Source organism: Allobosea sp. NPDC055353, from assembly GCF_053644975.1.
Genome location: NZ_JBSHMC010000002.1, coordinates 1,504,011 through 1,522,203, shown reverse-complemented (window position 1 = coordinate 1,522,203; position 18,193 = coordinate 1,504,011). Strand labels below are relative to the sequence as shown.

The window sequence follows — 18,193 nt, the reverse complement described above, 5'->3', positions numbered from 1 at the left end:
GGCTTCATTCTTCTGGCTTTTGCCACGCAGGGATGGATGGTGTTCCCGATTTTGTTGCTGCTTGCCGCCGGAGGTGTTGGCATGCCGGCCTTGCAGGCAATGCTCTCAAACAATGTCAGCAGTAACAAGCAAGGAGCTTTACAGGGAACGCTTACAAGCCTCACCAATCTAAGCTCTATCGCGGGACCGCTTGGCTTCACGGCACTCTATTCTGCCACCATAGGAGCATGGAACGGTTGGGTTTGGATTGTCGGCGCGATTCTCTATTTAATATGTCTGCCAATACTACGCAGACCTTTCGCAACTTCATTGTGATTGAGTCATGGCGAATTGGTATGCGTAGACTTACGAGGAATGACGGATTAAATCCGTTGAGCCATCATCTCCTCTCGGGGCGAGTGCCGATGATGACCTTAGTTCACACTCTCGCCGTCGCCGAATATCTGAACTTCCGCCACGCCGCCAATGCGCTCGGCGTGGCGCAATCCAGCGTCAGCGCCCGCGTGAAGGCGCTGGAAGAAGACCTTGGCATCGTTCTGTTCGAGCGCCATGCGCGGGGTGTTCGGTTGACCGAGGCCGGACGCCACTTCGTCGAGCGGATAGCCGCAGGCATCGACCAACTCGACCATGCGGTGAAGACCGCCGGCATGGCGGCAGCCGGAGAAAGCGGCCGGCTTCGCATCGGTATCCATGCCCTGATCCCTCGCAGCTTCCTCGCAAAGCTGATCGGCCAATACCGCGAAGACCACCCCGGCGTTGAAGTCGAAATGACCGAAGGTACGGCCCGCGATGCGGTCATGCAGCTTCGCGCCGACCGGCTGGACGTGGTGTTCGTGGCCGGCACGCCCGAGCTGCCCGACTGCCATTCCCGCCACATATGGACCGAACCGCTCGTGGCGGTGTTACCGGAGCGGCATCCGTTCGCCGAGCGGTCGGCCGTTACATGGGCCGATCTGGCGGGCGAGACGTTTCTTGTTCGGCATGGCGGCACTGGCCCGCAAGTTCATAGCCATATCGTGCTGCGCCATGCCGGACTCTGGCCCGCGCCGTCGATCCTGCGCTTCGACGTGGGGCGCGGCGCGCTGCTGTCCATGGTCGGACAGGGCTTCGGCATCACCATCGTCAGTGCGGCCACGGCGCTGTTGCCGTCAACCGGCATTGTCTTCTTGCCCTTCGCCGACGAGCCGGAGCCGGTCGCCTTCTCGGCTGTCTGGTCGCCGTCCAACCGCAGCGCGGCGCTTCGTAACCTGCTCAGTCTCGCCAACGACATGGGCCGGCAGGTCTGCACGAATTCGGTACTGCCACGGATAGCGAGGGCGTGAGCCGAAGTGGTCGCGGAAGCACCGTCCGGGACTGTTATTGCCATCGCCGGAAAGCGACACTTGCATTAACGCCGCCAAAGCCGAATCCGTTGGAAATGGCATGTTCCATGAGAATGGGCCGCGCAGATTGGTGAACTAGGTCGATACCTGCGGCAACAGGATCGGGGTTTTCTAAGTTTCTCGTGGGGGGAGCGATTTGATCCCGTAGGGCGAGTATCGTGAAGATTGCCTCAATACCACCTGCGGCACCAAGTAGGTGCCCCGTCGCCGATTTCGTGGCGCTTACGGCCACATCATGATTGCCAAACACGGATTTTATCGCGGCAATTTCTCCTCGATCTCCTACGGGGGTGGAGGTCGAATGAGCGTTCAAATGTTGAATATCGATTGCCTTCAACCCGGCACTCTGGAGTGCAATTTCCATCGCACGGGCCGCGCCTCGGCCGTCCTCTGGACCGGCAGTCATATGATGTGCATCGGCGCTTGTGCCGTATCCCACCAATTCCGCTATGGGCTTGGCACCCCGAGCGAGGGCATGTTCTAATTCTTCTATGACGATCAGACCCGCCCCTTCAGACATTACGAAACCATCGCGCTCGGTGTCGAACGGCCTCGACGCCAGTTCCGGGGTAGTATTGTAGCCGGTGGATAGTGCTCGCGCGGCGGCAAATGCCCCGAGACTAACCTTGTCAATACAAGCTTCTGCTCCGCCGCACAGAGCGATATCCGCCTCGTTGGAGCGTATCAGCCGCGCGGCGTCGCCGATGGCCTGAACGCTGGCAGCGCAGGCGGTTACAGGCGTGCCAATTGGGCCTGTAAATCCATACCTAATGGTAGCCTGTCCTGCCGCGAGGTTGGCGAGGAACGATGGCACGGTAAAGGGTGAGAGCCTCCGTGCTCCCCGTGTATCCGTTATGCGAACTGCCGAAGCGATTGCAGGAAACCCGCCTATACCAGAGGCGATAATTGTCGCCGTGCGCTCACGTTCGTAGTCGCTTGTGGGATGCCATCCCGCCGTTTCAAGAGCCTCCTTCGCGGCCGCAAGTGCAAACAGAATGAAGCGATCCATTTTTCGTTGATCCTTTGCGTCAACGATCAAATCGGGATCGAAACCGGCTTCGGAATCTTCAATCTGGCTAGGAACGATTCCCCCGATTTTCACCGGCAGATCGTTGGAGATTTCATCGGGCAAACTCCTAATTCCCGATTTCCCGTCAAGGAGTCTTTTCCAGCCTATTTCAGCCCCGGAACCAAGGGGGCCGACTAAACCCATGCCGGTCACAACAATTCGACGCATTGGATTATTCCGCTTCTTTTTCTGAGCTTATCCGCTTCACGCGGTTTATGACGCGCATCGTTTCTTCCGTTGCCGCTGGGCCTGCTAGAAGAACCGTGTTTTCAGGAGTGATTTTTTCTCCAGTATCCGCATCGACTATGATGGCGTTTCGTTCCCTACCGGTTGCTCTGTCGCCAAGGCGCATGGCTATTTCATTGGGCGCAAGGTTCCGGTTTCCCCATGCAAACAGGGCGATTGCTACCGGATAGAAATCTCGCCCCTTGTCGGTAAGGACGTATTCAAATCGAGGCGGATGATCATTGTATCGTTGCCTTTCAAACAACCCTTCGGCTGTGAGATGTTTCAATCGCCTCGCCAAAATGTTCGCGGAAATACCGAGATTCTTCTCGAATTCATCGAATTTGCTCAACCCTTGGAAGGCGTCCCGCAGGATCAGGATGCTCCACCAGTCACCGACGCTTTCCAGCGCTCGGGCTGCGGGACACTCTAATGACAGAAAGCTTGTTCGTTGCATGACACATCCATAATGGTGTAACTTCCATCATGCAAGTCACTTGTGCGTAGTAGGCGACATAGAGGGAGGGGGCAATCCAATGCGTCATTCTAAGGAAGCCAAGCAACTGCGTCCGCTACGGCGTGCAATGAAGTACTGTAGTGGCATTTGAGCGATGCGACGGCGGCGATCAGCACCGATGAATGGTTGCCCATGGGGCGTGCCGACCACGCTCGGCTCGCGCATCCCCCTCGCATCGCTGATCCAGACGCTTGCCGTCGCTGAGTATCTGAACTTCCGCCACGCGGCCAATGCGCTCGGCGTAGCGCAATCCAGCGTCAGCGCCCGCGTGAAGGCGCTGGAAGAAGACCTTGGCGTCCTCCTGTTCGAGCGTCACGCGCGCGGCGTCCGACTGACCGAGGCCGGACACCACTTCGTCGAGCGGATAGCGGCAGGCGTCGATCAACTGGACCATGCGGTGAAGACGGCTGGCGTGGCGGCGGCGGGAGAATGTGGCCGCTTGCGCATCGGTGTCCATGCCCTGATTCCGGGTAGCTTCCCCGCCGAGCTGATCGGGCAGTATCGGGAAGACCATCCCGGCATCGAGGTTGAGATTGCCGAGGGCACGGCACGCGATGCGGTCATGCAGCTTCGCGCCAACCGACTGGACGTGGCGTTCGTAGCGGGTGCGCCCGAACTGCCGGACTGCCATTCCCGGCGCATATGGACCGAAACATTGATGGCCGTATTGCCGGAGGGGCATTGCCTTGCTGGACAGCAGGCAATTACTTGGGCCGATCTGACGGGCGAAACGTTCCTTGTTCGTCATGGTGGCACCGGTCCGCAGGTTCACGATCATATCGTGATGCGCTTTGCCGGGCGCTGGCCTTCGCCGTCAATCCAGCGTTTCGATGTGGGGCGCGGCACTCTGTTATCCATGGTTGGACAGGGCTTTGGCATCACCCTCGCCGGAGCGGCCACGGCGCTATTGCCAACAACCGGCATCGTCTTCCTGCCCTTTGCCGATGAGCCAGAGCCGGTCGCCTTTACCGCCGTCTGGTCGCCATTCAGCCGCAGCGCCGCGTTGAAAAACCTGCTCAACCTTGCAAACAATATAAGGCGTTTCGGCGATTCGCCCGGCCAGTTGCGCAGCGGCGATCACCCGGCCGGGTGTCGGTGAAGGCAACCCGTCCTATTTGCCGCCGATAGTATCCGGCAGCCCTCCGGCAGCCTCTTTCCTGTTGCCCGTCCCGATTTTGCCTACTCTCTGATCGGCTCCGTCTCTTTTGCCGACTGGAGCCTGCATTGCGCGGAGGCCGAATCCTTTGGGGTCAGATCGCTGTCGTCTTCACCATCGTTCTGGTGATGACGTGGGCGGCGACGCAATGGGTAGCGTTCCGCCTTGGCTTCCAGCCCCAGCTTGGCAATCCATGGTTCGAGCTGGCGGGCCTGCCGATCTACTACCCGCCGGCCTTCTTCTGGTGGTGGTTTTCGTTCGACGCCTACGCGCCCACGATCTTCGTCGAGGGCGGCATCATCGCCGTATCGGGCGGCTTCCTCGCCATTGCCGCCGCCATCCTCATGTCGATCATCCGGGCACGGGAGGCGCGCAACGTCGCCACCTACGGCTCCGCACGATGGGCCGAGGACAAGGAAATCCGCGCAGCCGGATTACTCGGCCCCGATGGCGTCCTGCTCGGCCGATACCACCGGGACTATCTGCGCCATGACGGTCCCGAGCATGTCCTATGCTTCGCCCCGACGCGCAGCGGCAAAGGTGTCGGGCTGGTGGTGCCGACGCTGCTGACATGGCCGGCATCCGCCATCGTTCACGACATAAAGGGCGAGAACTGGACGCTGACAGCGGGCTTCCGCGCGAAGCATGGCCGCGTGCTGCTGTTCGATCCGACCAACGCCAGATCGTCGGCCTACAACCCGCTGCTGGAGGTCCGGCAAGGGGAATGGGAAGTCCGCGACGTGCAGAACATCGCGGATATTCTGGTCGATCCCGAAGGCAGTCTCGACAAGCGCAACCATTGGGAAAAGACCAGCCATTCGCTGCTGGTCGGCGCGATCCTGCATGTTCTCTATGCGGAGAAGGACAAGACCTTGGCGGGCGTCGCCAACTTCCTGTCCGATCCCCGCCGTCCGGTCGAGGCGACCTTGCGTGCCATGATGGATACGCCGCATCTTGGCGAGGCCGGCGTTCATCCCGTCATCGCGTCGTCGGCCCGCGAACTGCTGAACAAATCCGAGAACGAACGGTCGGGCGTATTGAGCACCGCCATGTCGTTTCTCGGCCTCTACCGCGATCCCGTGGTGGCGCGGGTGACGGCGCGATGCGATTGGCGCATTGCCGATCTGGTCGGCAGCCGCCAGCCCGTCACGCTCTATCTGGTCGTGCCGCCGTCCGACATAAACCGCACCAAGCCGCTTATCCGCCTGATCCTCAACCAGATCGGCAGGCGGTTAACGGAGGAATTGACCACCTCCGGCAAGCGGCATCGGTTGCTGTTGATGCTGGACGAGTTTCCGGCGCTTGGCCGGCTCGACTTCTTTGAATCGGCGCTCGCCTTCATGGCGGGTTACGGCATCAAAGGCTTTCTGATTGCGCAGAGCCTCAATCAAATCGAGCGCGCCTATGGCCCGAACAACGCGATCCTCGACAACTGCCACGTCCGCGTCAGCTTCGCCACGAACGACGAAAGGACGGCGAAGCGTGTTTCAGACGCATTAGGCACGGCGACCGAGCTGCGCGACTCCACCAACTACGCAGGGCACCGCCTAGCCCCGTGGTTAGGTCACTTGATGGTGTCGCGGCAGGAGACGGCGCGGCCGCTGCTCACGCCGGGCGAAATCATGCAGCTTCCGCCCACCGATGAAATCGTCATGGTCGCGGGCACGCCGCCGATCCGCGCGACCAAGGCCCGATACTACGAGGACGCACGGTTTCAGGAACGCATCCTGACCCCGCCCGATCTGGTCGCCGCTCCGCTGGCGCCCAGCCCATCCGCCGATGATTGGTCCGGCCGCGTCGTCGCGGCGGAAAGCCATTCCGCGCCGGCCGCCGCAGACGGGGCCGAGGGCGATCCGGCCAATGCCGGCATCCGCCGCGAGCCGGAATTGCCAAGCCAAGAGGAAATCGTCGCCCCGCCGCCGTCGCCCGAACAGGAGTTCGAGTTTCTGGACGACGAGCCGGACGTTGACGCGGCCAAGGCCCGCGCCATGCGCCAGCGCATGAGGATGGTGGCGCGACAGGTGGCGATGAACCCCGATGACGGAATCGACCTTTGAGGACACGCCGATGGCAACCAGAACCCGCCTGAATATCTATTTCGACCCCGCGCTCATTCCGCAGATCGAGGCGATGGCGCTGCGCCGCTCGGTGGCGCTGCGCCGCAACGTCTCGAAATCCGCCATCGTGGAGGCGGCGGTCATGTCCTACCTGTCCGGCGATGCCGACGACCAGCTTGAAGCCGCCATGTCTCGCCGCTTGGATAAACTCGGCCGCCAGATCGACACGCTCGACCTAGATCTCGCCGTCCTCGGCGAGACGGTCGCGCAGTTCATCCATTTCTGGATGACCATCACGCCGCCGCTTACGGGAGCCGCACAATCCGCTGCCCGCGCGAAAGGCGCGGAGCGGTTCGAGGGCTTCATGCAGAATCTCGGCCGGCGTCTGGCGACCGGCGACAGGTTCCTCAAAGAGCTGTCGCGCGACCTCGACTCACTTCCCGACGATCCGTTGCCGGACGAATCCGAGAGCAACGGCGATCAAGAGTAAGTATTCGGACCCGTCCTATTTACCGCCGATGGCCGCCGATTGCCGCCGCCGCTTAGATACTTGTTGAACCGGCCCAATTCCGGGCTTTCTTAATCGACCCCGTTGCGGGGACCGTCTGTTGCGCCCTCGCCAGAAGCCGGGGCTGACATGACCACCAACCACCACAGACAGGAAGCTATCCAGCGCGGCGCGCGCATGTTGCGCACCGCGCTCGGCCCCGCCATTGCCCGGTTGCTCGAAGACCCGGCCGTGGTCGAGGTGATGTTGAACCCGGATGGCCGCCTTTGGGTGGATCGGCTGTCCGAAGGGCTTTCCGACACGGGCGAACGGCTGTCTGCCGCCGATGGCGAACGCATCGTGCGGTTGGTCGCGCATCATGTCGGCGCGGAGGTTCATGCCCGCAGCCCGCGCGTCTCGGCCGAACTGCCGGAGAGCGGCGAGAGGTTCGAGGGCCTTTTGCCGCCCGTGGTCGCCGCCCCGACCTTCGCCATCCGCAAGCCCGCCGTCGCGGTGTTCACGCTCGACGACTATGTGGCCGCCGGCATCATGTCCGCCGATCAGGCGGAAACGCTGCGTGAAGCCGTCGCAACCCGCGCCAACATCCTCGTGGCGGGCGGCACCAGCACCGGCAAGACCACGCTGACCAACGCGCTGCTCGCCGAGGTGGCGAAGACGGCGGATCGCGTCGTCATCATCGAGGACACGCGCGAGCTGCAATGCGCCGCGCCCAACCTTGTCGCCATGCGAACGAAAGACGGCGTGGCGACGCTTTCCGATCTGGTCCGTTCCTCGCTGCGCCTGCGCCCCGACCGCATCCCCATCGGCGAGGTGCGCGGATCGGAAGCCCTCGACCTTCTGAAAGCGTGGGGCACCGGCCATCCGGGCGGCATCGGCACCATCCATGCAGGCACCGGCATTGGCGCACTCCGTCGCCTTGAACAGCTCATCCAAGAGGCTGTCGTCACCGTCCCGCGCGCCCTGATCGCCGAGACAATCGACCTTGTTGCCGTCCTTTCCGGGCGCGGTTCCGCGCGCCGGCTTGCCGAGCTTGCCCGCGTCGAGGGGCTGGGGCCGGACGGCGACTATCGCATCACGCATCCCATCCCTTTGGCAATCCCCACCAGCACAGGAGAATCTTCATGATCCGCACGATTTCGCGCGGCTATCGTTTCGCCGCGACCGCCGCATCCACCCTTGCCATCAGTCTCATGCTCGCCCCGGCCGCCCATGCGTCGGGTTCGTCGATGCCATGGGAGCAGCCCTTGCAGCAAATCCTCCAGTCCATCGAGGGGCCGGTCGCCAAGATCATCGCCGTCATCATCATCATCGTGACCGGCCTAACCCTCGCTTTCGGCGATACCAGCGGCGGCTTCCGTCGCCTGATCCAGATCGTTTTCGGCCTGTCGATTGCGTTCGCCGCGTCGAGCTTCTTTTTGTCGTTCTTCTCGTTCGGCGGCGGGGCGCTCGTTTGATGGCGGGCGGCCTCGAACAGCTCGACGCGGTGCCGGGCTTCACGGTCCCCGTCCATCGGGCGCTGACCGAGCATATTCTGCTCGGCGGCGCACCGCGCTCCATCGCCATCATGAACGGAACGCTGGCCGGGGCCGTGGGCCTCGGCCTGCGCCTTTGGCTGGTCGGCATCGCGCTATGGGCCATCGGCCATTTCGTGGCCGTGTGGGCGGCGAAGCGCGATCCCCAATTCGTCGAGGTCGGGAGGCGGCATCTCCGCATCCCCGGCCATCTGGCGGTGTGAGGGCGCGGCCATGATGAACCTTGCAGAATACCGCCGCACCGCCACCCGGCTCGCCGATTATCTGCCGTGGGCCGCATTGGTCGGCTCCGGCGTCGTCTTGAACAAGGACGGGAGTTTTCAGAGGACGGCGAAGTTTCGCGGTCCTGATCTGGATTCCGCCGTCGCGGCCGAGCTGGTCGCCGTCGCCGGCCGCATCAACAACGCCGTGCGCCGTCTCGGCTCCGGCTGGAGCATCTTCGTCGAGGCGCAGCGCAGCGAGGCCGCGACCTATCCCGACAGTATGTTTCCCGATCCCGCGTCGGCGCTGGTCGATGCAGAGCGCAAAGCCGGTTTCGAGGAAGCGGGCGCGCATTTCGTGTCCGGCTACTTCCTCACCTTCCTCTGGCTGCCCCCGGCCGAGGAAGCCGCCCGCGCCGAGACATGGCTTTACGAGGGCCGCGAGAAAGCAGGCGTGGACCCGTGGGAGCTGCTGCGCGGCTTCATCGACCGCACCGACCGCGTGCTGGCCTTGCTCGACGGCTTCATGCCCGAGTGCCGTTGGATGGATGACGGCGCGACGCTGACCTATCTCCATTCCACCATCTCGACCAACCGCCATCGCGTGCGCGTGCCCGAGGTGCCCATGCACCTCGACGCGCTGCTCGCCGACCAGTCGTTGACCGGCGGGCTGGAGCCGCGCCTTGGCGACGCGCATCTGCGCGTCCTGACCATCGTGGGATTACCGACCGCGACGACGCCGGGCCTGCTCGACGAAATGAACCGGCTGCCGTTCCCCTACAGGTGGAGCACGCGCGCGATCCTGCTCGACAAGACCGATGCGACCCGGCTGCTGACCCGCATCCGCCGCCAATGGTTCGCCAAGCGCAAGAGCGTCGCCGCGATCTTGAAAGAGGTGATGACGAACGAGGCGTCCGCCCTTGTGGACACCGACGCCGCCAACAAGGCGCTCGACGCCGACATGGCGTTGCAGGAGCTTGGGGCGGACGTGGCGGGCATGGCCTACGTCACGGCGACCGTCACCGTTTGGGATGCCGACCCGCGCGTGGCGCAAGAGAAGCTGCGCCTGGTCGAGAAGATCGTTCAGGGCCGCGACTTCACCGCCATGCCCGAGAGCGTCAACGCGGTTGACGCATGGCTCGGCAGCCTGCCCGGACACGCCTACGCGAATGTCCGCCAGCCGCCCATCAGCACTTTGAATCTCGCCCACATGATCCCGCTTTCGGCGGTGTGGGCGGGGCCGGAACGGGACGAGCATTTCGGTGCGCCCCCTTTGCTCTTTGGAAAGACCGAAGGCTCAACCCCGTTCCGGCTAAGTCTCCATGTCGGCGACGTAGGCCACACCCTTGTCGTCGGGCCCACGGGCGCGGGCAAATCCGTGTTGCTTGCCCTCATGGCCTTGCAGTTCCGGCGCTATGCGGGATCGCAGGTCTTCGCCTTCGACTTCGGCGGCAGCATCCGCGCCGCCGCGCTCGCCATGGGCGGGGATTGGCACGATTTGGGCGGTGGCCTCACGGAAGGGGACGAGGCGTCCGTTTCGCTCCAGCCACTTGCCCGCATCCACGACACCTATGAACGCGCATGGGCGGCGGACTGGATTGCCGCCATCCTCATGCGCGAAGGCATCGCCATCACGCCCGAGGTCAAAGAGTATCTTTGGACGGCGCTGACTTCGCTCGCCTCCGCGCCGGTCGAAGAACGCACGATCACCGGCCTTGCGGTGCTGTTGCAATCCAACGATCTGAAACAGGCGCTCCGGCCGTTCTGCGTCGGCGGTGCCTATGGCCGGCTGCTCGACGCCGAGACAGAGCATTTGGGATCGGCGGACGTGCAAGCGTTCGAGATCGAGGGGCTGGTCGGGACCGGCGCGGCTCCCGCCGTGCTCGCTTATCTGTTCCATCGTATCGGCGACCGGCTCGACGGCCGCCCCACGCTACTCATCATAGATGAAGGCTGGCTTGCGCTCGACGACGAGGGTTTCGCCGGCCAGCTCCGCGAGTGGCTTAAAACGCTGCGCAAGAAAAACGCCAGCGTCATCTTCGCCACGCAAAGCCTGTCCGACATCGACGGCAGCAACATCGCGCCCGCGATTATCGAGAGCTGCCCGACGCGGCTCCTGCTGCCGAACGAGCGCGCCATCGAGCCGCAGATTACCGCGATCTATAGGCGGTTCGGATTGAATGACAGGCAGATCGAAATCCTCGCAAGGGCTACGCCCAAGCGGGATTACTACTGCCAAAGCCGCAGGGGCAATCGCCTGTTCGAGTTGGGCCTGTCCGAAGTCGGCCTCGCGCTCTGCGCCGCATCCGCCAAATCCGACCAGACCCTCATTGCGCAGATCGTCGCCGAACACGGCCGCGACGGCTTCCTCGCCGCATGGCTGCGTGAGCGCGGCGTCGATTGGGCTGCCGACCTGATCCCCAACCTCACCAATCTTGCCGACCGGCCGGAATCCGCCGCGCCGGCCCGGCTCGATACCCACCCCACACAGGAGATTCTTCCATGACCTATCCCAAGATCGTCGGGGCCTCGGCCCTCGCGCTGGCGCTCGCCGTGCCCGTCGCGCTTTCGCCCATGCTGGCAGGCCCGGCCCATGCGCAATTCGGCTTCGGCCGCATCGTCTATGACCCGAGCAACTATGCGCAGAACGTGCTCACGGCAGCGCGCACGCTGGAGCAGATCAATAACCAGATCACCAGCCTCCAGAACGAGGCGCAGATGCTCATCAATCAGGCCCGTAATCTGGCGAGCCTGCCGTATTCGTCGCTCCAGCAGCTCCAGCAGAACGTCCAGCGCACGCAGCAGCTTCTCGGCCAAGCGCAGAACATCGCTTTCGAGGTCGGGCAGATCGACCAAGCGTTCCAGCAGCAATATGGCAATGTCTCGCTATCGGCGACCGACGCCCAACTGGTCGCCGACGCGCGCGGCCGCTGGGAGAACACGGTTGGCGGTTTGCAGGACGCCATGCGCGTGCAGGCGGGCGCGGTCGGCAATATCGACACCAACCGCGCCGAGATGGCCGCGCTGGTCGGCCAGAGTCAGGGCGCGACCGGGGCGCTGCAAGCCACGCAGGCCGGCAACCAGCTTCTCGCCCTCCAGTCGCAGCAGCTTTCCGACCTGATCGCGGTCATCTCGGCAAATGGCCGCGCCGATGCGCTGACCGAGGCGGAACGCGCGACCGCCGCCGAGCAGGGCCGTATCCAGCGCGAACGGTTCCTGACGCCGGGCAGCGGTTATCAGCCGGGCAATGCGCAGATGTTCAACAACGGCAACAACTGACCGGGAGGCTCGCCATGGACGGCAAGATGCTGGCCCGGCTCGGGGCCGTGGTGTTCATCGCCATCGCCGTCACGGCGACCGCAATCGACATGGCGCGGAAGGATGAACCTTCCGCGCCGCCCCCTGCGCCGGCCTTCCAGCCCCCGGCCGATCCCCTGCGCGAAACCCTGCGCCGCTGCCAGCAGCTCGGCGAGGCCGCCGCCAGCGACGCCGGCTGCCTCGCCGCGTGGGCGGAATCCCGCGACCGCTTCCTCGGCCGTGATCGCAGCGAGGCGCGCTGACCATGGGCAACACGGGCGTCATCGACAATTTTCTCGGGGTCTTCACCTCCTACATCGACTCGGGGTTTGGCCTGCTCGGCGGCGAGGTCGCCTTCATCGCCACGACGCTGATCGTCATCGACGTGACGCTCGCCGCGCTCTTTTGGGCATGGGGCGCAGATGACGACATTATCGCGCGGCTGGTCAAGAAGACGCTGTTCGTCGGCGTCTTCGCCTACATCATCAGCAATTGGAACAACCTCGCCCGCATCGTCTTCGAGAGCTTCGCCGGCCTCGGCCTCATGGCGTCGGGTACCGGCTTTTCCGTTTCCGATCTGATGCGGCCGGGCCGCGTGGCGCAGACCGGCCTTGATGCCGGCCGGCCGCTGCTCGATTCCATTTCCGACCTGATGGGCTGGATCGCCTTCTTCGAGAATTTCATTCAGATCGCGTGCCTGCTGTTCGCGTGGGCGCTTGTGGTGCTCGCGTTTTTCATTTTGGCGATCCAACTTTTCGTGACGCTGATCGAGTTCAAGCTGACCACGCTGGCCGGCTTCGTGCTGATCCCCTTCGGCCTGTTCGGCAAGACCGCGTTCATGGCCGAGAAGGTTTTGGGCAACGTAGTGTCGTCCGGCATCAAGGTCTTGGTGCTCGCCGTCATCATCGGCATAGGCAGCACCTTGTTTTCGCAATTCACGGCCGGTTTCGGCGGGGCAACCCCGACCATCGACGAGGCCATGGCGATTGTGCTTGCCGCGCTGTCTCTGCTCGGCCTCGGCATCTTCGGTCCCGGTATCGCCAACGGCATCGTCTCTGGCGGCCCGCAACTCGGCGCGGGCGCAGCCGTGGGAACCGGCCTTGCGGTCGCAGGTGCAGGCGTCGCCGCTGGCGGCGGGGCCATGCTCGCCGCCAAAGGTGGTGCTGCCGCCCTCTCCGGTGGGACCGCGGCCGTCCGCGGCGGCGCGACGGCCGCGGGCGCAGCAACCGCAGCCTATAGCGTCGGCGCGCTCGGCCAGTCCGGTGCGGCCGGTGTCGCCTCCGGCCTCGGCGGCGTCGCGCGAGCCGCAGGATCGGCGGCCATCTCGCCCCTCAAACGCGCCGCCGCGCGCGCCAGCGAATCCGTCAAATCCAGCTACTCCGCTGGTGCGAAAGCCGGTTTCGGCGCGTCGGGCGGCAGCTCGACCATGGGCACGGTCGGCGGCACGAACGCCAATCCCGCCGCAGCAGCGTCCGGCCCGGTCGGCAGCCCGCCCGCATGGGCGCAGCAGATGCGCCGCTCGCAGGCCCTCAACCACGGCACCACTATGACCGCCCATGCGGTGCGTTCCGGCGACGGCCACGGTTCTGGTTCCTCCATCAACCTTTCCGAAAGTGACCGCTCATGAGCATCTTCAAACGACCAGCCACCCATTACGGCAAATCGCCCGAACCCGAGACGCCCTATCAGAAGGCGGCGCAGGCATGGGACGAGCGTATCGGCTCGGCCCGCGTGCAGGCGAAAAACTGGCGGCTCATGGCGTTCGGTTCGCTGATCCTTTCGGCCGGCTTCGCCTCGGCGCTGGTGTGGCAGTCCGCGCGCGGGACCGTGGTGCCGTGGGTAGTGCAACTCGATGATCTCGGTCAGGCGCAGACCGTCGCGCCCGCCAATGCCGACTATCGGCCGACCGATCCGCAGATTGCTTTCCATCTCGGCCGATTCATCGAGCAGGTCCGCGCGATCCCGGCCGACGCGATCATTGTCCGCCAGAACTGGCTTCGCGCCTATGAGTGGACCACGGATCGCGGCGCGGCGGCATTGAACGACTACGCCCGCGCCAATGACCCCTTCACCAAGGTTGGCCGCCAACAGGTCGCCATCGAAGTGTCATCGGTCATCCGGGCATCGCCGGATTCCTTCCGCGTGTCGTGGGTGGAGCGGCACTACGAGAACGGCCAGCTCTCCACGACCGAGCGATGGACCGCCATCCTGACCATCGTGATCCAGACCCCGCGCGATGCCGAGCGACTGCGCGCCAATCCCCTTGGCATCTACGTCAATGCAATTTCGTGGTCGCGAGAGATGAGCCAATGAAAACTTCAGCTTGCATCAATCACCTCGCTGATCTTTCCCTCGGAGATCATGAAAAACGAGGTGCCCGTCATCTCGATCTCCTGCCCGGCCTTCCAGCCATTGGGCAGGTCGGTCTTGACCTTGGCGCGATAGCCGATGCGCACGGCTGCACGGTCGTCTATCGCGATACAGTCGAGGATCGTCTGTTCTCTTTCAGCAAACAACTGGACGCCCTGTTCCGCCAGCGCGCGGAATGCCTCGATCCCGTGCGTTTCGTTCGTCGTCTCTCCGTTCGATCTGTTGATAAACCGAACGTCGCCCGACAGGCAGTCGAGCATCGCCTGAACATTCATCCTGTTGTAGGCGTCGATATACCGGGCAATAATCGTCGGCACAGAATCCATTCTGTCGATTCCTCCTTACTGATCCTGAAGTCGCTAACCTATGCGATTTTTGCGACGGCGTTTGCAATTACTTTGGCAGGCTGCGCCACCAACCGGACGCCGCAATTCAGCTACGATGCAAGCGTGCCGCCGCTGCCGACCGTGCAGGCGGCAGCAGCCGACAACACGCCCCGGCCGTTGCATACGCCACCGGCATGGACCGTCGCACGCGGCGGCACGGCTGCCGGCACGCCGACCGGCCGCGTCGAGAACGCCAATGCAGCCGCTCGCGTCGAGCCGCGCCGCGAAGGTTACTACAACGCCATCCAGATTTATCCGTGGTCGGAAGGCGCGCTCTATCAGGTCTATGCCGCAGTCGGGCAGATCACGACGATCGCGCTGGAGCCGGGCGAGAGCCTGACAGGCGCGGGGCCGATTGCGGCGGGCGACACCGCCCGCTGGATCATCGGCGACACCGAGAGCGGCAGCGGCGCAAACCGCCGTGTCCATATTCTCGTGAAGCCGACGCGGCCGGACATTTCGACCAACCTTGTCGTCACCACCGACCGGCGCACCTACATGCTCGAGCTGCGCGCGCGGGAATCGCTCTACATGCCCGCCGTGGCATGGGCCTATCCCGCAACGCCGGGCCAGCGCCAGACCGTTCCGGCCGCGCCGATCATCCCGGCCGAGGCGGCGCGGAACTATCGCTACGGATTGCAGGTGCAGGGCGACAGCCCGCCGTGGCGGCCCGTCTCCGTCTTCGACGATGGCCGCCGCGTCTATGTCGTCTTCCCGGCCGGGATCGTGCAGGGCGAAATGCCGCCGATCTTCGTGCTTGGCGCGAACGGCGAGCCGCAAATCGTCAATTCCCGCATCCACCAGAACGTCCTGATCGTGGACCGCCTGTTCGGCGCGGCCGAGCTGCGCCTTGGCAGCGGCAACCGCCAGCAGGTCGTCAGGATCGTCCGCACCAACCCGACGCAGGCCGCAGCAGAACCAGCCAGCACGACCACGGGAGGATCGTCCTAATGAGCGATACCAATACCGCAGCCCCCATGCGCCTGCGCGCTGAATCGCCCCGCGTCACCCGCCTGTCGCGCAAGATGCTGGCAGGCGTCGGCGCGGTCGCCTTGCTCGGCATCGGCGGCGCACTGATCTACGCGCTCCAGACCCGCGACGCAGGACCGGGCGGCGAAGAACTCTATTCGACCAACAACCGGCAAACTGCCGATGGGCTGGCGGGCCTGCCGAGCGACTATAGCGGGCCGGTGCTCGGCCCCGCGCTGCCCGGAGATTTGGGCCGCCCCATTCTCGACGCGCAGAACCGGGGACAACCAGTCGCGCCGCCCGTTATGGCGACGCCCGCCGTCGATCCAGAGGAAGAACGCCGCCGCGCCGAGGAAGAAGCCGCGCGCTTGAGCAATGTGTTCTTCCAGTCCGGCCCGCGCACAGGTGCGCCGGCAGGAACGGCCATGCCCGGCCTTGCCGGGCTTGGCCTCGGCGGGCAGCCCGCGACACAGGATCGCCACGCGGCGTTTCTCAACGGGCCGGTGGATCGGCAGACCCTCGCGCCGGATCGCGTCACGCCGCCGGCCTCGCCCTACATCCTTCAGGCCGGGGCCGTGATCCCGGCCGCGCTCATCACCGGCATCCGTTCCGATCTGCCCGGCCAGATCACCGCGCAGGTGACAGAGAACGTCTATGACAGCCCAACCGGCTCGCTGCTCCTGATCCCGCAGGGAACGCGCATCATCGGTCAATACGATGACGGCGTGACCTTCGGCCAGCGCAGGGTGCTCTTGGTGTGGAATCGCCTGATCCTGCCGGGCGGCCGTTCCATAGTTCTGGAGCGCCTGCCGGGCGCGGATGCCAGCGGCTATGCCGGCCTTGAGGATGGCGTCGATTATCATTGGTGGGATCTGATGAAGGCCGCAGGGCTATCCACGCTGCTCGCAGTCGGCACGGAGCTGGCGACGAGCGACGAGGACCGGCTTATCCGGGCTATCCGCGACGGCGCGCAGGATACCGTCAATCAGGCGGGCCAGCAGATCGTCCAGCGCCAGTTGCAGGTTGCGCCGACGCTCACCATCCGGCCCGGCTTCCCGGTCAGGATCATCGTCACCCGCGATCTTGTGTTCGAGCCGGCAGGAGGTTGACCATGACGAAACTGAAACTCGGCCCGCTGCCCGACGACAAGCCTGTCAAGGTGACGGTGGAACTGCCCGCGCCGCCTCACCGCGATCTGATCGCCTATGCCGAGGTACTGGCCCGCGAGAGCGGCCAGCCCGTTGCCGATCCCGCCAAGCTCATCGTTCCGATGCTTCAACACTTCATCGCCACGGATCGCGGTTTCGCCAAGGCGCGGCGAGCCTCCAGCTAACCCCATTCCGGCAGGGGTGCCGCCAGCGCATAGGCGCAAATGCGGCACGCTACAGGCCGCCGACTGCCCTCCATGGTTCGCCTAATTCCGGGGCCTATAGCGCCCCGGAATCCGCCAGAACCAAGGAGGATTCCATGTGCGCAGAGCGCCGCCGCGCCCGCAAAGGGCGACCGCGACAGTCGATCCCCGAACCACTTCCCGACGATCTGTTCGACTACGCCGACGATCCTACGCCGGACGACCGGGCGCGAACCGGCGACATGCCACTTCTCGGCCCGGATGGACAGAGGATGCGTATCACCGACGATTGGCCCGAAGACGTTCCCGTCACCGAAGCCGAGATTGACGTGTTTGAGCGTTGGTTCGGCGATGTGTTCGACGAACTCTTGAACCCGAGAAAGCCGAATGACGGCTTGCAATACCTATCACAGACTGATAGGAAAAGAACTTGAGCGGGCATCGTGATCCGGGCCTCGACACGCTTCTGGACCTCGACGGACAGATGCTCTTTGTCGATCCCGAGGGCGGCCATTGGGTGAAGTTCGTCGTCACCCGCGTTCCGGCCTCGCCGGAAAAGCCGCACGGTCTCGATTACTCGCTCACGCTTCACGGGCCTTCGGGCGAACGGCTGGTCGGCTTCGACAATGCCCATCCGGTCGGCCGAGGCAGACGCGGCGAGCCGATGGACCATCGGCACCGCCTCCAGACCGTGAAGCCTTACGCCTACGAGGATGCGGCCACGCTGCTGGCCGACTTCTGGCAGGCGGTGGACGCGGTGTTGAAGGAGCGAGGTGCCCTATGACCACATTGAAAGTCGGGATTGCCGACTATGAAGAAATGAAGGCGCGCACCATGCGGATCGCGCGCGGCGAGGAAAAGCCCGCGCCCGGCGATCCGAAGGTGTGGTTCACCTCGACCGAATCCTTCGCCAAGGTGCTGTCGGCCGGCAACCGCGAGCTACTGAGCATCATCGCCGAGAAAGCCCCGGCCTCACTGGAGGAACTGGCGGAAATTACCGGCCGGGCCGGCTCCAATCTGTCACGCACCCTGAAAACCATGGAGAGCTACGGCCTTGTGCGGCTTGAACCGGGGCATGGGCGCAAGCTTTCGCCTAAGGTGGTGCATGACCGGGTGGAGTTGGCGTTGCCCCTGATCGACCGCCCCAAGGCAAAGAAAGCTATGGGAGGCTGAC

At 64.2% G+C, this 18,193-nt stretch carries 21 protein-coding genes and 1 pseudogene; 19 read left to right on the top strand and 3 right to left on the bottom strand.

Annotation, left to right across the window (positions count from 1 at the left end):
* Both ACWIEX_RS20560 and ACWIEX_RS20555 read left to right on the top strand, forming a co-directional pair.
* Positions 1 to 315, top strand: a pseudogene (locus tag ACWIEX_RS20560) (tetracycline resistance MFS efflux pump); the annotation flags it as partial.
* Positions 316 to 371: 56 nt separating this feature from the next.
* On the top strand, positions 372 to 1,322 hold the full coding sequence (locus ACWIEX_RS20555) for a LysR family transcriptional regulator (RefSeq protein WP_235841859.1): 951 nt from the start codon (positions 372 to 374) through the stop codon (positions 1,320 to 1,322).
* Positions 1,323 to 1,356: 34 nt separating this feature from the next.
* On the opposite strand, the gene fabF is transcribed toward ACWIEX_RS20555, so the two are convergent.
* The gene (gene fabF, locus ACWIEX_RS20550; RefSeq protein ID WP_374480911.1) at positions 1,357 to 2,619 is read right to left on the bottom strand and encodes a beta-ketoacyl-ACP synthase II; all 1,263 of its coding nucleotides are present in this window, start codon (positions 2,617 to 2,619) and stop codon (positions 1,357 to 1,359) included.
* A 4-nt stretch (positions 2,620 to 2,623) separates the two neighbouring features.
* Positions 2,624 to 3,133: a winged helix-turn-helix transcriptional regulator gene (locus ACWIEX_RS20545; protein ID WP_374480909.1), complete on the bottom strand. Its 510-nt coding sequence runs from the start codon at positions 3,131 to 3,133 to the stop codon at positions 2,624 to 2,626.
* Between the two features lie 178 nt (positions 3,134 to 3,311).
* Between ACWIEX_RS20545 and ACWIEX_RS20540 the strand changes: the two genes are divergently transcribed.
* From ACWIEX_RS20540 to trbF, 11 genes are all read left to right on the top strand, one after another.
* Positions 3,312 to 4,292: a LysR family transcriptional regulator gene (locus tag ACWIEX_RS20540; protein ID WP_018426322.1), complete on the top strand. Its 981-nt coding sequence runs from the start codon at positions 3,312 to 3,314 to the stop codon at positions 4,290 to 4,292.
* Positions 4,293 to 4,417: 125 nt separating this feature from the next.
* The gene (locus tag ACWIEX_RS20535) at positions 4,418 to 6,406 is read left to right on the top strand and encodes a conjugal transfer protein TraG (protein WP_374480907.1); all 1,989 of its coding nucleotides are present in this window, start codon (positions 4,418 to 4,420) and stop codon (positions 6,404 to 6,406) included.
* 10 nt (positions 6,407 to 6,416) lie between these two features.
* A complete protein-coding gene (locus ACWIEX_RS20530; RefSeq protein WP_374480905.1) occupies positions 6,417 to 6,896 on the top strand; it encodes a CopG family transcriptional regulator in 480 nt (159 codons plus the stop codon).
* A gap of 147 nt (positions 6,897 to 7,043) precedes the next feature.
* Entirely contained in the window at positions 7,044 to 8,039 is a 996-nt protein-coding gene (gene trbB / locus ACWIEX_RS20525; RefSeq protein WP_374480903.1) for a P-type conjugative transfer ATPase TrbB, read from the top strand.
* Positions 8,036 to 8,368, top strand: coding sequence for a TrbC/VirB2 family type IV secretion system protein (locus tag ACWIEX_RS20520; RefSeq protein ID WP_193730279.1), 333 nt, complete (start codon positions 8,036 to 8,038; stop codon positions 8,366 to 8,368). Before trbB ends, ACWIEX_RS20520 begins: the two co-directional genes overlap by 4 nt.
* On the top strand, positions 8,368 to 8,649 hold the full coding sequence (locus ACWIEX_RS20515; RefSeq protein WP_374480901.1) for a VirB3 family type IV secretion system protein: 282 nt from the start codon (positions 8,368 to 8,370) through the stop codon (positions 8,647 to 8,649). The genes ACWIEX_RS20520 and ACWIEX_RS20515 overlap by 1 nt, the downstream gene beginning before the upstream one ends.
* A 10-nt stretch (positions 8,650 to 8,659) precedes the next feature.
* Positions 8,660 to 11,152, top strand: a complete 2,493-nt coding sequence (gene trbE / locus ACWIEX_RS20510; RefSeq protein WP_374480899.1) for a conjugal transfer protein TrbE — start codon at positions 8,660 to 8,662, stop codon at positions 11,150 to 11,152.
* The gene (gene trbJ / locus ACWIEX_RS20505) at positions 11,149 to 11,925 is read left to right on the top strand and encodes a P-type conjugative transfer protein TrbJ (protein ID WP_374480897.1); all 777 of its coding nucleotides are present in this window, start codon (positions 11,149 to 11,151) and stop codon (positions 11,923 to 11,925) included. The genes trbE and trbJ overlap by 4 nt, the downstream gene beginning before the upstream one ends.
* Positions 11,926 to 11,939: 14 nt before the next feature.
* Positions 11,940 to 12,206: a putative entry exclusion protein TrbK-alt gene (gene trbK-alt / locus ACWIEX_RS20500; RefSeq protein ID WP_066809360.1), complete on the top strand. Its 267-nt coding sequence runs from the start codon at positions 11,940 to 11,942 to the stop codon at positions 12,204 to 12,206.
* A 2-nt stretch (positions 12,207 to 12,208) separates the two neighbouring features.
* A complete protein-coding gene (gene trbL, locus ACWIEX_RS20495) occupies positions 12,209 to 13,570 on the top strand; it encodes a P-type conjugative transfer protein TrbL (RefSeq protein WP_374480895.1) in 1,362 nt (453 codons plus the stop codon).
* A complete protein-coding gene (gene trbF / locus ACWIEX_RS20490) occupies positions 13,567 to 14,256 on the top strand; it encodes a conjugal transfer protein TrbF (RefSeq protein ID WP_374480893.1) in 690 nt (229 codons plus the stop codon). Before trbL ends, trbF begins: the two co-directional genes overlap by 4 nt.
* Before the next feature lie 5 nt (positions 14,257 to 14,261).
* Here trbF and ACWIEX_RS20485 read toward each other — a convergent pair whose 3' ends face one another.
* Complete coding sequence (locus ACWIEX_RS20485) at positions 14,262 to 14,639, bottom strand: nuclear transport factor 2 family protein (protein WP_374480891.1); 378 nt, start codon at positions 14,637 to 14,639, stop codon at positions 14,262 to 14,264.
* Positions 14,640 to 14,657: 18 nt separating this feature from the next.
* Here ACWIEX_RS20485 and trbG point away from each other — a divergent pair, with 18 nt between their 5' ends.
* The 6 genes from trbG to ACWIEX_RS20455 all read left to right on the top strand — a co-directional run bounded on the left by trbG (position 14,658) and on the right by ACWIEX_RS20455 (position 18,192).
* A complete protein-coding gene (gene trbG / locus ACWIEX_RS20480; protein WP_374481081.1) occupies positions 14,658 to 15,650 on the top strand; it encodes a P-type conjugative transfer protein TrbG in 993 nt (330 codons plus the stop codon).
* The gene (locus tag ACWIEX_RS20475; RefSeq protein WP_374480889.1) at positions 15,650 to 16,777 is read left to right on the top strand and encodes a TraB/TrbI/VirB10 family type IV secretion system protein; all 1,128 of its coding nucleotides are present in this window, start codon (positions 15,650 to 15,652) and stop codon (positions 16,775 to 16,777) included. Before trbG ends, ACWIEX_RS20475 begins: the two co-directional genes overlap by 1 nt.
* Positions 16,778 to 16,779: 2 nt before the next feature.
* Positions 16,780 to 17,001 (top strand): DUF2274 domain-containing protein, encoded by a 222-nt coding sequence (locus tag ACWIEX_RS20470; RefSeq protein WP_374480887.1) that lies wholly within the window; start codon positions 16,780 to 16,782, stop codon positions 16,999 to 17,001.
* Between the two features lie 134 nt (positions 17,002 to 17,135).
* Positions 17,136 to 17,453 carry a hypothetical protein gene (locus tag ACWIEX_RS20465; protein WP_374480885.1) on the top strand — a complete coding sequence of 106 codons (318 nt, stop codon included), beginning with the start codon at positions 17,136 to 17,138 and terminating at the stop codon, positions 17,451 to 17,453.
* Positions 17,450 to 17,803: a toxin-antitoxin system TumE family protein gene (locus tag ACWIEX_RS20460; RefSeq protein ID WP_374480883.1), complete on the top strand. Its 354-nt coding sequence runs from the start codon at positions 17,450 to 17,452 to the stop codon at positions 17,801 to 17,803. The genes ACWIEX_RS20465 and ACWIEX_RS20460 overlap by 4 nt, the downstream gene beginning before the upstream one ends.
* The gene (locus ACWIEX_RS20455) at positions 17,800 to 18,192 is read left to right on the top strand and encodes an HVO_A0114 family putative DNA-binding protein (protein WP_454034791.1); all 393 of its coding nucleotides are present in this window, start codon (positions 17,800 to 17,802) and stop codon (positions 18,190 to 18,192) included. The genes ACWIEX_RS20460 and ACWIEX_RS20455 overlap by 4 nt, the downstream gene beginning before the upstream one ends.
* Position 18,193: the final 1 nt, after the last annotated feature.

What these genes read in the sequence shown, in the direction of transcription:
- fabF (WP_374480911.1), bottom strand. Translation starts at nt 2,619, where the DNA reads ATGCGTCGAATTGTTGTGACCGGCATGGGTTTAGTCGGCCCCCTTGGT.
- ACWIEX_RS20545 (WP_374480909.1), bottom strand. Translation starts at nt 3,133, where the DNA reads ATGCAACGAACAAGCTTTCTGTCATTAGAGTGTCCCGCAGCCCGAGCG.
- ACWIEX_RS20540 (WP_018426322.1), top strand. Translation starts at nt 3,312, where the DNA reads ATGAATGGTTGCCCATGGGGCGTGCCGACCACGCTCGGCTCGCGCATC.
- ACWIEX_RS20530 (WP_374480905.1), top strand. Translation starts at nt 6,417, where the DNA reads ATGGCAACCAGAACCCGCCTGAATATCTATTTCGACCCCGCGCTCATT.
- trbB (WP_374480903.1), top strand. Translation starts at nt 7,044, where the DNA reads ATGACCACCAACCACCACAGACAGGAAGCTATCCAGCGCGGCGCGCGC.
- ACWIEX_RS20520 (WP_193730279.1), top strand. Translation starts at nt 8,036, where the DNA reads ATGATCCGCACGATTTCGCGCGGCTATCGTTTCGCCGCGACCGCCGCA.
- ACWIEX_RS20515 (WP_374480901.1), top strand. Translation starts at nt 8,368, where the DNA reads ATGGCGGGCGGCCTCGAACAGCTCGACGCGGTGCCGGGCTTCACGGTC.
- trbE (WP_374480899.1), top strand. Translation starts at nt 8,660, where the DNA reads ATGATGAACCTTGCAGAATACCGCCGCACCGCCACCCGGCTCGCCGAT.
- trbJ (WP_374480897.1), top strand. Translation starts at nt 11,149, where the DNA reads ATGACCTATCCCAAGATCGTCGGGGCCTCGGCCCTCGCGCTGGCGCTC.
- trbK-alt (WP_066809360.1), top strand. Translation starts at nt 11,940, where the DNA reads ATGGACGGCAAGATGCTGGCCCGGCTCGGGGCCGTGGTGTTCATCGCC.
- trbL (WP_374480895.1), top strand. Translation starts at nt 12,209, where the DNA reads ATGGGCAACACGGGCGTCATCGACAATTTTCTCGGGGTCTTCACCTCC.
- trbF (WP_374480893.1), top strand. Translation starts at nt 13,567, where the DNA reads ATGAGCATCTTCAAACGACCAGCCACCCATTACGGCAAATCGCCCGAA.
- ACWIEX_RS20485 (WP_374480891.1), bottom strand. Translation starts at nt 14,639, where the DNA reads ATGGATTCTGTGCCGACGATTATTGCCCGGTATATCGACGCCTACAAC.
- ACWIEX_RS20475 (WP_374480889.1), top strand. Translation starts at nt 15,650, where the DNA reads ATGAGCGATACCAATACCGCAGCCCCCATGCGCCTGCGCGCTGAATCG.
- ACWIEX_RS20470 (WP_374480887.1), top strand. Translation starts at nt 16,780, where the DNA reads ATGACGAAACTGAAACTCGGCCCGCTGCCCGACGACAAGCCTGTCAAG.
- ACWIEX_RS20465 (WP_374480885.1), top strand. Translation starts at nt 17,136, where the DNA reads ATGTGCGCAGAGCGCCGCCGCGCCCGCAAAGGGCGACCGCGACAGTCG.
- ACWIEX_RS20455 (WP_454034791.1), top strand. Translation starts at nt 17,800, where the DNA reads ATGACCACATTGAAAGTCGGGATTGCCGACTATGAAGAAATGAAGGCG.